The organism is Desulfoluna sp. HI9BLuna, from assembly GCF_056829775.1.
The window spans coordinates 3,359,046-3,373,185 of sequence record NZ_CP186555.1; the positions used below are offsets into that span (position 1 = coordinate 3,359,046).

Genomic DNA, 14,140 nt, shown 5'->3' on the forward strand with positions numbered 1-14,140 from the left:
TTTTTCCTCCAGCGCGGTGTGTGCGGCCATCTCTTGCGATTTGCGCCGTCCCCGTGTTCCCGCCCACAGGGGTTCAGGCCCCGGGCAAGGGGCAAAAGGCCCCGTGACCCCATGTTTCTATATCCCCGACTCAGCGGAGTAAGGGAAAGGAGCGATCATGACAGCCTACGAATGCAAAACCTGCGGTAAGGTGACCATGGAGAAAGGACACCTCTGTGATCCTACGGAGGTGGGGAAGATTTATGCCTGCGAGCACTGCGGCAAGCAGGTGGCCAACGAAAAGCACGTGTGTAAGCCCCAGATACTGGAGTTCAAGTTCTTCTGCAACGATTGCGGCAGAAGCGCCGTCAGTGAAAAAGACGTGTGCAACCCGGTACCGATTGATGAATGATCAAGACACCGGGGCCCATGTCCCGGAATTCGTCCACGTGGAAAAAGAGTTCAGTCGCTGTGATGCCTGCGGGTATGAAGACGGATTTCACGTCTCTTTTTCTGTCCTCAAGGCACCACGGGCTGAGATTATCTTGATTTGTCCCAGATGCAGCAAACGCTTTCGAGTGGGGTGGGGTGTCACCCTGGCGTAAGCGCATCACAACCCGCGGGGAACGCAGTGCGCATTCCGCATACGCTAACGGACGTTCGTGAGTGGACACCGGAAAGGGGGAACTCCCTTTCCGGCGCATGGCGTCCGTGCCCGGTGCCTATGCGCTGTGTCCGTGTTCCCGGTATCGAAAAACCAGCAGCAGTTCACTATCAACAGGAGGAGAGTATGGGAAAGCGTGTTGTAATCGACGAAGAGGAGTGCATGGGATGTGAGGCCTGTGTTGAGATCGCGCCGGACGTGTTTGAATTTGACGATGACGCAGGAAAGGCCCTGGTGGTGATGGCCGAGGGAGGGGACGTGGGGTTGATTGAAGAAGCCATGGACGCCTGCCCCGCCGATTGTATCACCTGGGAAGGGTGATGCCGCAAACCATGGCGGCACGAGTCACGGGCCCTGGGGGCGCCGCTTGCCGATAAGGTGGCGGCTGCTTTCCGGGGCCTTTCTTGGTCGGAGATCGATTTGTCGGCGAATTGTTTTTCAAGGGGGGCTTTTCCCCCGGCGAAACCCATGGGAGGCGACGGCATGCATGTTCTGATCACAGGGGGAACCGGCTTTATAGGGACGGCGGTGGCAAGGCGCCTTTTGGACGAAGGACACGAGGTGACGGTGACAGGGCGCAGCGGCAAGTCAGCCATCCCCGAAGGGGAGATGTTTCGCGCGATAGCCTGCGACACCACCGTGGAAGGACCCTGGCAGGAGGCGGTGGCGAGCAGCGACGCGGTTATCAACCTTGCGGGGCGCAGCATCTTTACCCGCTGGAACAAAGAGAAAAAAGAGCAGATCGTCAACAGCCGCCTGCTCACCACGGAAAACGTGGTGACGGCCCTGCCTTCCGATGGAAAGACCTCCCTCTTCAGCGCCTCTGCCGTGGGGTACTACGGAAACAGGGGGGACACGCTGCTTGCCGAGGATGCCTCCGGAGGTGACGGGTTCCTTGCCGACGTGAGCCGACGCTGGGAAGCCGAAGCCCAGGCCGCTTCTAAAAAGGGCGGGCGTGTGGTGATCATGCGGTTCGGCGGGGTCCTCGGCCTGGGTGGCGGTGCCCTGGATGCCATGCTCACCCCGTACAAGCTGGGCCTGGGCGGGCCCTTGGCCGGTGGGGATCAGTGGTTTCCATGGATTCACATGGACGATCTCGTGGGGGCCCTTCTTTTTCTGATGGGGCAGGAGAGCGCCGAAGGCCCGGTGAACTTCTGTGCCCCGTATGTGGTGAGGAACCGGGATTTTTCCAAGGCCCTGGCCGGTGCCCTCGGGCGTCCGGCTCCCTTTTCCGTTCCGCTTTTTGCCCTGCGCATGGCCATGGGTGAGCTGGGTGATGAGATTATCGCCAGCCAGCGCGTGGTCCCGGAAAAACTATCCTCCTGGGGTTTTTCCTTTGCCTTTCCTTCCCTGGAAGGGGCCTTGAAAGATCTCCTGGCGTGATTCCCATGCCTGGCAAGTGTATCCGGGGCATTGCCCACCATGGGGAATGCCCTCGTTATCAGGCAAACAGCTCGCTGCGTTGCCAGTCCCTTGCCTGCTTCTGAAAGCTCTTCAGGTAGCAGCGCCCTTTTTTATCCCGCATATCATAGACCGCGTGGCGAAGCACGGTAATCGCCACCCCGCCTTTCATCCGCATTTCGATATCATATCGGGAAAAATTCTCCACAAGCCCTTTGATGATCTCCCCCTCCAGCAGGGTGATGAACATGACCTGCCTCTCTTTGATGAGGGGGTAAAGGGTTTTGTTCTTGATGAAGTAGCGATGGGCAGGGGCGTGAATGGGCCCCAGGTCCATGGCTTTGACTTTTTTGTCGACTTTGATGAGCTTGGTGAGGGCCTCCTCGGAAGAGGCGGGAAAGTGGCACTTGACTTCCACCTTGGGGACCAGGGTCTCCCCTTCATCCCCTGCGACATAGATGTCGTAGGGGGTCTGGCGGGTGACGGGCCCGGTGAGGGACGCGCCGCCGTGCAGGAGGAACCGGGTGGGCTCCCCGCCGGCCTCAAGGGCGTCGAAGCTGGAGGTGTGGTAGTGCGTTTTTTTGTAGTCGGAGAATCCCTGGAGTTGCGCCATGGGTTACTTTCCCCCTTTCAGGACTTTGAGTTTGGCAAAGGCGGGGTGCCCGGTGGCCACATCGCAGTCACAGGCTCCCTGGTTGAGGTTTTTCCCGCACTCCCGGCAGAGGCCCTTGCAGGTCGCGTTGCAGATCGGGTTCTGGGGAAGGGCCATGATCACCTCGTCCTGGAGGTTGGCGGAGAGGTCAATGGAATCTCCGCTGAAGGTCTCCCGGGTCAGGGCCTCTTCGGTGAGCTCCACCTCGTCGGCCACTTTGGTCTCGTATGCATGGACCCCTTCTTCCACAAAGCGCAGGTCCACATCGGCGGTGAGGGCTTCGGTGAAGGGTTCGAGGCATCGCCCGCAGGGATGCTCCACGGTGACGGAAACGGTCCCTTTGACCTCCACCTGGCCCCCTTGGGTACGTGCTGAAAGGGCTATGTCAAGGGGGCTCGTGAAGCGAACCTCGCCTTTGCTTTCCAGATCGGAGAGGACGGAAAAACGGGTGGCGGGCTCGCTTGCGGAGAACTCGCTCCAATTTTCTGAAAGAACGGATATATTGAGGATCATGATGATCTCCATGTGTGGCAAGGGTGTTGATGGTTGAGAAGGGCCGCCTGACAAACAAGCGACCGGTTCAATGGCTCATTAGAGCAGAAAGGCGTCTTGTTGTAAATGTCACGGCAGGGTGAATCGTGCCCGGACGGGCACATGGTCGGAGAGGGTGGTGTGCACGGCCGTGGCCGGGCCGTCAAGGCAAAGGCCGCGGTAAAAAATGCGGTCGATGGCCAGCTTGCTGTCGCCCCTGGCGAGGACCACCAGGCGTGAGGTGCCGGTGCGAGCGCCGCGAACCGGTGCCTCGGTGAAGCCGGGGAGGGCCTCGGTGACCACAGCGAGCCGACGGTTGCTCCAGGTGTTGAAGTCCCCGCACACCACGGCCGGTCCCCTGAATGCCTCCACCGCGTCACGGACGGCTGCCATCTGGGCCGAGAGGCCCCGGGCGGATATCTCAAAGTTAAGCCCGTGGAGGGTGATGATCAGGAGTTTGCGGGGCGTGCCGTCTTCACCTGCAATGGGGTAAACCGCCGCCAGTCCCATTTTGGGGGTGATGAACCCCAGTTCACGGGGCCTGACCGCGATGGGACGAGCGGAAAGGGGCGCTACGGGAGCCATGAGGGCCACCCCTGAGTCTGTATCGCTCCACCACCAGCGAAAGCTCCGGGCAAAGTGGGCGCCCAGGCCCGGAAGGGCGAGCATCTCCCCGGTGGCTTCCTGAAGGGCCATGATGGGGGCGGTAAGGTTTGTGCTGAGGGTTTTCAGCACCTCGGTGACCTCCTGGCCGGAGCTCTCATTGCCCTTGGCCACGTTCCAGGTAACCACGGTGAACTTTGGGCCCAGCGCTGCAGGGCCCTCGGGATAGGGGGCAGCCTCCTGGAGGTCCTGGAGCAGGGTGCAGGAGGTGAGCAGGAGGAGTGCGGTCACAAGGGGGAACATCCGTTTTTTCACAGGGCACCCCCTTGGCCGGAAAAGAAGGCGAGGCTGCAGGCAAGGGCCGATACGGCAAGGCCCGCGGCCTGGAGGAGGGGACCCTGTTTTTCTGGGATCAGGCCGGGAAGGACCCCGGCCCCGAGGCCGAAGCCGAACCCCAGCAGGTGGCCGGAGACATCGGAGCCCGGCCCCACACCGGTAAAGGCAAGGATGGCCAGCCCGGCTCCCAGGGGCATCAGGGCCCGCCAGGGCGTGGCATGGGAGAGGAGGCGCTTGAGGGTGCCGCCTGAGGCCAGAAGGCCTGCCGAGGCAAAGACCAGGGTGGAGGCCCCGAAGGAGATGTGCCCCATGCCGGCAAACCAGAAGGCGTTCACCGCGTTGGCCAGGGCCGAGGCCGCCAGCAGGAGAAACCAGCCCACCCCGTCTCCGCAGATCTGGAACACACCCGTGGAAAAAATAATGAGCCCGGCCATGTTGCCCAGCAGGTGGGGCCAGTCCGAATGGAGAAACAGGGCGGTTAAGGTCCGGTACCACTCACCGGCAAGGATTCGCGATGAGTAGGCGGCATAGAGCTTCACCGGCTCCTGGAGGCTGTCCAGGGGGCCCGTCTTGAGGAAGACGGCCAGGATTACGGCGGCGGCGAAGAAACCGGACCAGGAGGGAGCAAGGGTCCATGTCCGCTCCGGCCGTGGACGGTTCTCCGCGTCGTAAGTGGCGATGAGGGATTCGCAGCGCAGGGCGTCCTCCGGGGCCACCAGAAGGGTCAGGCGCCCGTGCTCGGCATCGATGCGGTGGGCGATTCCTTCGGTGGTCAGCAGCAGCTCGATTTCCCTGGCCCTTTGTCGTGTCAGGTGCGTCAGCAGAGGTTCCATGGCGTTCCTGTGGGTTGGGTGAACGGTTTAATGCTGTTTTTATCACAGAAACGGGGGGCAGCGGTAACCTTCTCGGGGACCGCGTTTCGTTATTTTTCTTAAGGCCTGCTTAAATTCGGCCGTTAATGAAGGTATAGATGGCCAAGATCACGGGGGGGCTCGGTTGATCTGTTTGGGCGATACTGCTCGCTTTTGTCAATTGATATGAGGGGTCTGTCTTGAAAAACTGAATTAAGGAGTCGATATAAATATGGGATCATCCCTTGCTGAAGTGATTTCAATCGATCAGGAGAAATGTGTCAACTGTTATGTCTGTATCGCCGCCTGTCCGGTGAAGTTTTGTAATGACGCCTCCGGGGACGGTGTGGTTGTGAATCACGCCATGTGCATCGGGTGTGGAGAGTGTGTGCGGGTCTGCACCCATGATGCCCGCACCGTGTTGGATGATACCCCGGCCTTTTTACGTGACCTGGGGCGGGAGAAGATGGTGGCCGTGGTGGCCCCTGCCGTGGCGTGCGCCTTTCCGGGGCGAACCCTCAACCTCAACGGGTGGCTCCGGTCCCGAGGGGTATCTGCGGTGTTTGACGTGAGCTTCGGGGCGGAACTCACCGTCAAAAGCTACCTGGAACACATGAAGGCCGACTCCCCTTCCTGCGTCATCGCCCAACCCTGCCCGGCCATTGTCAACTTCATCGAGCTTTACGCCCCCGAACTGATTCCCCACCTTGCCCCGGCAGACAGTCCCATGCTTCATGCCATGAAGATGATCAAACGGTTTCACCCGGAACTGGCACACCATAAAATCGTGGTGATCTCTCCCTGCCTTGCCAAAAAGCGCGAGTATGCAGAGGTGGGCATGGGGGATTACAACGTCACCATGAAGGAGCTCTCCGACTTTTTCCAGCGGGAAGGCATTCGCCTGGGGGATTTCCCTGAGGTGGCGTTTGCCAACCCGCCCGCAGAGCGGGCCGTGCTGTTCTCCAGCCCCGGTGGCCTTCTTCGGACGGTGGCGCGCTGGAAGGGCGGGGCCGACACCCGGTCCCGGAAGATCGAAGGACCCTCCGTGGTCTATCCGTACCTGAAGACCTTGAAACAGAGCGTTAAAGAGGGGGTGGCCCCCCAGCTGGTGGACTGCCTGAACTGCGACCACGGCTGCAACGGAGGCACGGCCACCCCGGCCCGGGACCTGTCCCCGGACCGCCTGGAGCACGAGGTGGAAAAACGCAGCCGGGCCATGCAGGAGGGCTACCGGAAATCAGGTCCCGGGGCCGAGGCGAGGACGAGAAAGAGCCTGGAGAAGCTCCTGGACGCTTACTGGGAGCCCGGACTCTACACCCGGAGCTACACCGACCGAAGCGCGGACAACATCATCCGTACCCCTTCCGAGGCCGAACTCAAGGCTGTCTACGGGAGCATGGGCAAGCACACCGCAGCGGACCTCTACAATTGTTCGGCCTGCGGCTACAACTCCTGCGAAGGCATGGCCCTGGCCATCTTCAACGGCATCAACAAGCCGGAGCACTGCGCTCACTTTATCATGGATGAGAACCAAAAGCTCATCGACCGCATCAACGCCCGGGCCATGCAGGACGAAGAGATCGCCTCCATCGATCGCTCCACCCGGGATCTTTCCACCAACATGCAGAGCATCTCCGGCAACATTGACGAGCTCAACACCAGCATCGCCGAGATTTCACGGGACGTCCAGCAGAGCAAGTCCGTGGCCGAAGAGGCGTCCCGCAACGTGGACGATTCCGGGGAGGCCTTCAGCGGCCTGCAGGCTGCCAGCCAGGAAATTCCCGATGTCCTTCAGTTTATCAACGACACCGTGGACAACCTCTCCCTGCTGGCCTTAAACGCCAAGATAGAGGCCGCACGGGCCGGGGACGCGGGCAAAGGCTTTGACGTGGTGGCCACCGAGGTCAAGGGCCTTGCCGACTCCACGGCCGGGGCCGTGGTGCGCATCCGCGAGATCACGGAAAAGATCGTCTCTGCCTCCAAGAACGTCAACCAGGCCATGGATGCCCTGCGCAGCTATGTGGCGACCCTGGAAGAGTACCAGGTCTCCATTGCCGCGGCCGTAGAGCAGCAGAGCACCAACACCCACAACGCTTCGGGTCTCCTCCAGGACCTCTCCGGGGCCGTGGCGGACATCCACGCCAACCTCAGCCGCGTGGCCGAAGGGTAAAGGGTCGCCCAGAAAAAATGCCTTCTATGGTTAAAGTCGGCTCAAAAAGCGTGCCTCCGGCGGCGAGGTGTGCCACCTCGAAAGCAGGTTGCGAATGCGATTTCCCCTTCGTTCCTCAGGGAAAATCACATTCGCTATTGATTCAGATTGAACTGAGTCTGTTTTTAAAACCTGTTTGGTAAACCCGCCCTTTACTCAGCGGGGCGCTCTTCCAGGTTTTTGAGGAAATTCATGACCAGGGCGTTGAATGAGGCCGGCTCCTCCACGTTCACCACGTGGTGGGTGCCGGGCAGGGTCATGAGGGTGGCGTTTTGCATGCGCGCGGCCACCTCTTTTTTGTGGTCCAGGGGGGCGTAGTCGTGCTCGGAGTGGATGAGAAGGGAAGGGCAGGCGATGCGGTGGAGCCGGTCCATGACGCTCCAGTTTTTTAGGGCCCTGAGGCTTGCGAGGTAAGGCCTTCGGGGGTTCTCCGCCCATCTGGCCTCCATGGTGTGCCGAAGGGGTGCCATCTCCGGGGCGGGGAAGACGTGCTTTGCGATGAATTTGCCCACGGCCCCCGGGCCCATGAGGGCTGAGAGGATCAGGCGGCTGTAGTAGAGGTGCTTTCGGGTGAAGGTGTCCACCGGCACCATGCCGCTCATGTTGGCGATGACAATGGATTTGACGAGGTGGGCGTGGTCCAGGGCGAGGTGAAAGGCCACGGCCCCTCCCATGGAGAGCCCCACCACATGGGCCGGTTCCCCGGCGATTTTTTTGAGGAAGGCCGCCACGTCCTTTGCAAACAGGGGCATGGCGTAGGGCCCTTTGGGTTTGTCGCTTCTGCCGTGGCCCCGCAGGTCCACGGTGAGGACCCGGAACCGGGGGGCAAAGTGGTCCACCTGATACTCCCAGTCCCTGAGGCTGGAGCCCAGTCCGTGGATCAGGAGAAGGGGAGGGCCTTCCCCGTGGGATTGGTAGTGCATGGAAATGCCGTTGACGATGGTCTGTGGCATGGCGGGATCTCCCTTGCGGGAACAGCCCCCGGCGAGAAGCCGGGGGCTTTTTTTATGGGGACGCTACATAATGGTGTTTCCGTTGATGGTGACGTGTCCCTCTTTGATGGTGGCCTTGGTGCGGTAGTAGTTTTCGTCGGAGACGAGGAGCCCCTGGTCCATGAGCTGCATGAGCTGGCCCAGATCCATAAAGGTGTTGAGGAACGCCTTGGGAAGGGAGGCCTCGAACTCGGCGTCCACGGCCTGGATGAGCATGGTCATGGAGGGGAGGTTGGCGGCCTGCTCTCCGATGATCTCTGCATAGCCGGTGGCGGTGAGGGTTTCGTCTTTTCCGGTGCCCAGGCTCAGGGTGGCCAGGGTGAGTTTGGGATCACGTTTGAGGATCTCGGGAAGCAGTTCCATCAGCTTGCCCATGATCATCATGCCGTACATATCGGAGTTCATGCTGCCGGAGGCCGCGACATCGTTTATGGTCTCCCGGAGGGTGTCCATGGATGCTTTGTCCAGGTTGTCCAGCATGATTTCGAGCTTGGCCGGGGCAAAGCTCAGGTCGTTGTTGGTCAGGTTGTCGAAGCCGGTTTCAAAGGTGGAGTTGTAGACCTCTTCGGCCTCCTTGCTCATGGCCGCCACATAGGCCTTGTCCAGGTTGAAACGGGTGTGGGATATTTTGTTGTTAAAGGCGATGCGTTCGATGTCGTATCGTGCGCTGGTGTCGCCGCCCGCCTTGGCAGCGGACAGGAGAATCTTGTCCACGATGAAGACGTCGGCCTCATTTTCCGTGATGGAAAAGGAGGGCATCTCCGCCTCAAAGTCGAAGTCCTCGGAGGCCCAGTTGTACGTGCCGTTTCCGTTGAGTCCGGCAAAATCGATGACCACGGGCTTGCTGGAGTCCTTAAAGGTCTTGGCATAAGCTGCGATGCTGTAGACGCTGGAGATGGTCTTGTCGAATCCGATGTGGCTTTCCATCTCAAAGGAGGGGAACTCCTTAATGATGGCGGCCAGCTCTGGATCGGATTCTTCCACGGGCTCAATCCAGGCAGAGGAGCGGTCCAGGGCCAGGCCAATGGGAGAGCCGGAAGAAAGAGCTGACCAGAATACGGGCCCGTGGGTGACCTCGCTCTTGAAGCGGATCACTGCGGGAAGGGCCAGGTCTTCCCCCATGGCCTTGAGGATGATGTCCCCGGTGATGACAGAAGAGAACCAGCCCCTCTGGTAGTCCAGGTCCTTGATGTCCATGGATGGGTTATTCATCAGGGATTCATCGGTAAGCTGGGTGTAGAAGGTTTCGACCTGTTTGCCGATGTACCATGGGGCGCCCATCAGAAGAACGAGAACAAGAAGGATAATGCCGCCGAGTACTTTTTTCATAAAATCTCCGTGAGATATGTGTCAGGGTTTCGGGATTGAAATAACTGCAAAAACAATGATGGTCAACATATCAGCAATTGATTGGGAGTAAAATAAAAAAGGGCGACGGAAGCGTAAAAGTGGTTGAATATGCGCTACAATGGCGGTGCCCGGTGCGATCAGGTCCGACGCCTCTTGAAGGCCATGGTGCCCATGCCCGAGAGGATCTTCCAGACCGTCTTGTAGACGTTTTCATGGGGCCTTGGCTCCTGGCCCATGCCCAGGTAGCGCAGCTGGTTCTCGTACCAGGTGATCTCCAGCATGGTGATGCGGTCCAAAAGTTTGACGCCGGTGGTCAGGCGCCGGACCGTGCTGGTGACCGTGCTCCCGTTAAGCACCTTGCCCGGTAGCTCGGGGTCCACCACCAGGGGACGGGCAAGGCCCACCATGGCAACGGCTGTTTCGCAAAGGGCCGTCCTCATCATCTCGTCGGATCGAAAGCCGCCGGTGAGGACCAGGGGCGCTGTGACGGTCCGGGCCGCCTGATCGGCAAACTCAAGGAAGTAGGGGCTTCCCTCTTTTTTTCTCCCGCCCATCATGGCCGGTGCCTCGTAGTTTCCCCCGGAGACCTCCACCAGGTCGATGCCCTCCGCGTCCAGGGCGCGGATCACCACAAGGGCCTCCTCCTCGGTGAATCCGTTTTGCTTGAAATCCGATGAATTGATCTTGATGCCCACGGGAAACTCAGGGCCTACCTCCCGCCGGATGGCCCGGTAAGTCTCCAGGACAAAGCGCATGCGCCCGGTGATGTCTCCGCCCCAGCGGTCGGTTCGGTGGTTGTACAGGGGCGAGAGGAACTGGCTGACCAGATAGCCGTGGGCTCCGTGGATCTGGACCCCGGTAAAACCGGCGCGCTTGACGGTCTCAGCGGCTTTGGCAAATCGGTGAATGATCTCCAGGATCTCGGCGTCGGTGAGGGCCCGCGGGGTGTTGAAGGCCCGTTTGAGGTCCGATGCGTAGGGGATGGCCGAAGGCGCCACAGGTTCCGGGGAGAGAAAGGCCGGGGACTGGCGACCCGGGTGGTTAAGTTGCACCCAGATGTGGGCTCCGTTTGCCTTGCCGCACTCGGCCCATCGGGACAGGGCTTCCAGGTGGCGGTCGTCTTCAATTACCACATTGTTGGGCTCCCCCAGGGCTCGCCTGTCCACCATGACGTTTCCGGTGACCAGAAGACCGGTGCCTCCCCGGGCCCATCGGCTGTAGAGGCGATGAAGCTCCGGTGTGGGGCCGTGGCCACGGTCTCCCATGATTTCGCTCATGGCGGATTTGACGATGCGGTTTTTCAGAACAGCTCCGCACGGGAGGGTGAGGGGGGCGGCCAGGGGGTTGGGTTCCGTCTTCATGGGGTCTCCCTTGATTCAAAATGGATGGGTGGGGATAGCGTTCTGACGAAACGTAAGCCCGAAATCGTGGAATGCAAGTGGGAGAGGTGGTGGGGTTCCCCTTGGTGTGGCTTCAGGAACCCGCGAATATCGGCGCTTTCGCTTTTTTTGAATGCACGGTACAATAAGCGAGAATTTTTTCTTCACAATCAGGCGGTTGGTCCAGCGGTCACCCATGCCGGGGCTCCTGCGCACTGCCGCCGACGGCTGTCGGTGACCCTCCCAACTCTTCTTTTTCGGGAGGTCTCCATGAGCCACGCTCACCATCACCATGCCCCCAGCGGAAGCCGCCTGGGGGCCACCATCGCCATCAACGTCCTCATCACCGTTGCCCAGGTGGCGGGGGGGCTTCTCTCGGGCAGCCTGGCCCTTCTCTCCGACGCCCTTCACAACGCCAGCGACGTGGTGGCTCTCATCATCAGTGCCATCGCCGAAAAACTCATCACCCGAACCTCTACCCCGGAGAAAACCTTTGGGTACCGGCGCGCCGGGGTGGTGGCCGCCATGATCAACAGCGTCACCCTCATGGCCATTGCCCTGCTCCTTATCAAGGAGGCCGTGGTTCGCCTGATTCATCCGGTGGCCGTGTCCGCTGGGCCGGTGATCCTCCTGGCGATCCTGAGCATTGCCCTCAACGGGCTCTGTGTCCTTTTGTTAAAGGAAGAAGCCGAGGGCAGCCTCAATATCCGCTCCGCCTCCCTGCACCTTTTTACGGACATGATCACCTCCGTAGCTGTCCTGGCAGGGGGCCTGGCCGTGGCCGTGTTCGGGGTGCACCGCCTGGACAGCCTGCTCTCCGTGGGCATCGCCCTGTACCTGATCTACGCCTCCTGGGGCCTGGTGATGCAGAGCCTGGCCGTGCTCATGCAGTTCTCCCCGCCTTCCGTGGACGTTTCAACGGTGGAAGCGGCCATGCTCGAAGAGGAGGCGGTGCGCAACATCCATCATCTCCATGTCTGGCAGCTCACCGACACCGACATCCACCTGGAGGCCCATGTGGACTTCCATGAAGACCTTCCCTTGAGCCGGGTGAACACCATCCTTGTTGCCATGGAAGAGCGCCTGCGCCATCGGTTCCACATTACCCATGTCCTGTTGCAGCCCGAGCTGGAGGTCTGCGACGACAAATCCCTCATCGCCGATGCGTCCTGCAGGCGCGATCCCCATGACCATTAAATACATCTGCACCCCGGCGTCTTGACTTCTATAGTTATAGTGCATGGAAAAGCCTGCCTCCGGCGGCGAGGTGTGCCACCTCGAAAGCAGGTTACGAATGCGTTTTCCCCTTCGTTCCTCAGGGAAAAACACATTCGTCTTTGATTCAAATTGAACTGGATTGATTTTTAAAACCTGTTTATCAAACTTTTTAAAAGTTTGGCCCCCGGCAGGGCCGCCGGAGGCTTTTTTACAGGTACTCGCTGCAAAGCAAAACGGGCGACACCATCGGTAGTGATGGGTCGCCCGTTTTGCACATCTCAGGGGAGGAAGTCCGAAGGCGCCCCGTTCAGGGGGTGGGCGCCTTCGGGGCTGGGGTCAGGATTTGTTGATGCTGAGAATGTATTTCACGATGCCGAGGGTCACATAGCCCGCTGCAAGGACGTTGATGGCAAGGGATGTGTAGATAATGGCTTCAAGCATGGGTCACCCTCCTTTAGATGGACTCCGGTTGAAAGTTTCGGGACGGTGTCGTGTTCTTTGTCATCTGGTGCACCACGACCATGGTGAGGATGTTGGCGGCCATGCCCACGATGTTGGAGGGCAGGCCCAGGGGATCGCCCAGGACCTTGGGGCCCCAGACAAAGGCCGTTAAAAGGCCCACCACCACAGCCGGGGCGCCGACGTAAGGGGAGATGCCTCTCTTCCAGAAGAGGGCCACGAGCAGGGTCGGGATCACGGCGGGAGCCCAGAGGTTGTAGACGTAGATCATCAGCTCGAAGATCTTGGGGAAGGCCAGGGCAATGCCCACGCCGCCGACACCGATGACGATGGTGATCTTCTTGGTCCAAGAGAGGAGTTCCTGCTGGCTGGCCTTGGGGTTGATGAACTCGTTGTAGATGTCCCGGGTGAAGATAACCGCCGCGGTGTTGATAAAGGAGTCACCTGTGGACATGACCGCCGCCAGCAGGGCGCCGAAGACAAGGCCTGAGATGCCCGGGGGAAGAGTCTCCCGGATCAGGGTAGTGAGAGCCAGGTCGGGCCTTACATCGGGCTGGATCACCAGGGAACACACGCCGATGACCAGGGTGGTGACGAGGAAGAACATGTAATAGCCACCGAAGATGGTGACCCCCCACTTGCTGTCCTTGGGGGAGGCGCCGGTGGCGTAGCGCTGGATGAAGTAGGGCGCGGCCATCTCACCGAACATGAAGGTGAGGAAAAAGGCGAAGATCTTGGTGGTGCTCCAGTCCGAGCGGAAGAAGTCCACCTTGTCGGCAAACTCAGGACCCATGGCGATGACGGTCTGCACCGCTTCGTTGATGCCCCCCACCTGGTTCAGGGAGAGGAAGGCGCAGAGGGTGATGCCCAGGGCCAGGACCACAAACTGGATGGCGTCGGTGAGGATAACGGCCAGCATGCCGCCTGCCCAGGTGTAGGCGATGGTGATCACTGAGGAGATGACGGCCGCCGGGATCAGGGGAATACCGGTGACGGTCTGGAGGATCCGGCCCATGGCCAGGATCTGCACCCCGAACAGGGCGATGACAAAGGCGAAGGCCACGATGCTTGATGCCAGGCGGCCGCTTCGGCCGAAGCTCCTGCCGAACAGGTCGCCCACCGTGTAGACGTTGGCGCCGGCCTCACGCACCTTCGGGGCGATGTAGAGCCCGCTTAAAACCTGGCCCAGGGCCATGCCCGAGATGCCCATGAGGACGATGATGCCCTGCTTGTGCACAAAGGCGATACGCCCGATGGTGGAACCGCCGCCGCAGAGGGTGGCAGCAACGGTTGCAAAGAGGATGGCCATGGGGATGGAACGGCCGGCTACGGAGTAGTCGTCAAAATCTTTGATGTTTTTCATGGAAAAGACGCCGATGCCGAGTACCAGTGCGAAATACCCGAAGATCAGTATCATGTCCAACGTGGATACTGCCATACTTCCTCTACCTCCTACGTAGATTCGATGAAAGAGACGGGCGCGGCCTTAAATAAGGCCGTGCGGGTGAACTCTCAT

14 protein-coding genes are annotated in these 14,140 nt (G+C 60.2%); 6 read left to right on the forward strand and 8 right to left on the reverse strand.

Going from position 1 to position 14,140, the window contains the following annotated elements; translation table 11 throughout:
* The first annotated feature begins 157 nt into the window (after window positions 1–157).
* From ACOYW0_RS13605 to ACOYW0_RS13620, 4 genes are all read left to right on the forward strand, one after another.
* Complete coding sequence (locus ACOYW0_RS13605) at window positions 158–391, forward strand: hypothetical protein (RefSeq protein WP_180137499.1); 234 nt, start codon at window positions 158–160, stop codon at window positions 389–391.
* Window positions 384–584 (forward strand): hypothetical protein, encoded by a 201-nt coding sequence (locus ACOYW0_RS13610; RefSeq protein ID WP_482414410.1) that lies wholly within the window; start codon window positions 384–386, stop codon window positions 582–584. Before ACOYW0_RS13605 ends, ACOYW0_RS13610 begins: the two co-directional genes overlap by 8 nt.
* Before the next feature lie 185 nt (window positions 585–769).
* On the forward strand, window positions 770–964 hold the full coding sequence (locus ACOYW0_RS13615; RefSeq protein ID WP_180137498.1) for a ferredoxin: 195 nt from the start codon (window positions 770–772) through the stop codon (window positions 962–964).
* Between the two features lie 162 nt (window positions 965–1,126).
* On the forward strand, window positions 1,127–2,026 hold the full coding sequence (locus tag ACOYW0_RS13620) for a TIGR01777 family oxidoreductase (protein WP_482414411.1): 900 nt from the start codon (window positions 1,127–1,129) through the stop codon (window positions 2,024–2,026).
* Between the two features lie 58 nt (window positions 2,027–2,084).
* Here the strand turns inward: ACOYW0_RS13620 and ACOYW0_RS13625 are convergent, their stop codons facing one another.
* The 4 genes from ACOYW0_RS13625 to ACOYW0_RS13640 form a co-directional block, all read right to left on the reverse strand.
* The gene (locus ACOYW0_RS13625; protein ID WP_482414412.1) at window positions 2,085–2,657 is read right to left on the reverse strand and encodes a hypothetical protein; all 573 of its coding nucleotides are present in this window, start codon (window positions 2,655–2,657) and stop codon (window positions 2,085–2,087) included.
* Between the two features lie 3 nt (window positions 2,658–2,660).
* On the reverse strand, window positions 2,661–3,209 hold the full coding sequence (locus ACOYW0_RS13630; RefSeq protein WP_482414413.1) for a YceD family protein: 549 nt from the start codon (window positions 3,207–3,209) through the stop codon (window positions 2,661–2,663).
* Window positions 3,210–3,317: 108 nt separating this feature from the next.
* Window positions 3,318–4,145: an endonuclease/exonuclease/phosphatase family protein gene (locus tag ACOYW0_RS13635; protein WP_482414414.1), complete on the reverse strand. Its 828-nt coding sequence runs from the start codon at window positions 4,143–4,145 to the stop codon at window positions 3,318–3,320.
* Window positions 4,142–4,999 (reverse strand): rhomboid family intramembrane serine protease, encoded by an 858-nt coding sequence (locus tag ACOYW0_RS13640; RefSeq protein ID WP_482414415.1) that lies wholly within the window; start codon window positions 4,997–4,999, stop codon window positions 4,142–4,144. Before ACOYW0_RS13640 ends, ACOYW0_RS13635 begins: the two co-directional genes overlap by 4 nt.
* Before the next feature lie 250 nt (window positions 5,000–5,249).
* Here ACOYW0_RS13640 and ACOYW0_RS13645 point away from each other — a divergent pair, with 250 nt between their 5' ends.
* Window positions 5,250–7,187 (forward strand): [Fe-Fe] hydrogenase large subunit C-terminal domain-containing protein, encoded by a 1,938-nt coding sequence (locus tag ACOYW0_RS13645; RefSeq protein WP_482414416.1) that lies wholly within the window; start codon window positions 5,250–5,252, stop codon window positions 7,185–7,187.
* A 191-nt stretch (window positions 7,188–7,378) separates the two neighbouring features.
* On the opposite strand, the gene ACOYW0_RS13650 is transcribed toward ACOYW0_RS13645, so the two are convergent.
* The 3 genes from ACOYW0_RS13650 to ACOYW0_RS13660 all read right to left on the reverse strand — a co-directional run bounded on the left by ACOYW0_RS13650 (window position 7,379) and on the right by ACOYW0_RS13660 (window position 10,929).
* Window positions 7,379–8,179, reverse strand: coding sequence for an alpha/beta fold hydrolase (locus tag ACOYW0_RS13650; protein ID WP_482414417.1), 801 nt, complete (start codon window positions 8,177–8,179; stop codon window positions 7,379–7,381).
* A 63-nt stretch (window positions 8,180–8,242) separates the two neighbouring features.
* Window positions 8,243–9,547, reverse strand: a complete 1,305-nt coding sequence (locus ACOYW0_RS13655; protein WP_482414418.1) for a DUF945 family protein — start codon at window positions 9,545–9,547, stop codon at window positions 8,243–8,245.
* Between the two features lie 158 nt (window positions 9,548–9,705).
* Complete coding sequence (locus ACOYW0_RS13660; protein ID WP_482414419.1) at window positions 9,706–10,929, reverse strand: NADH:flavin oxidoreductase/NADH oxidase family protein; 1,224 nt, start codon at window positions 10,927–10,929, stop codon at window positions 9,706–9,708.
* Window positions 10,930–11,217: 288 nt separating this feature from the next.
* On the opposite strand from ACOYW0_RS13660, the gene ACOYW0_RS13665 reads away from it, so the two are divergent.
* Window positions 11,218–12,144: a cation diffusion facilitator family transporter gene (locus ACOYW0_RS13665; RefSeq protein ID WP_482414420.1), complete on the forward strand. Its 927-nt coding sequence runs from the start codon at window positions 11,218–11,220 to the stop codon at window positions 12,142–12,144.
* A 475-nt stretch (window positions 12,145–12,619) separates the two neighbouring features.
* Here ACOYW0_RS13665 and ACOYW0_RS13670 read toward each other — a convergent pair whose 3' ends face one another.
* Window positions 12,620–14,062, reverse strand: coding sequence for a sodium:solute symporter family protein (locus ACOYW0_RS13670; protein WP_482414421.1), 1,443 nt, complete (start codon window positions 14,060–14,062; stop codon window positions 12,620–12,622).
* Window positions 14,063–14,140 lie beyond the last annotated feature (78 nt).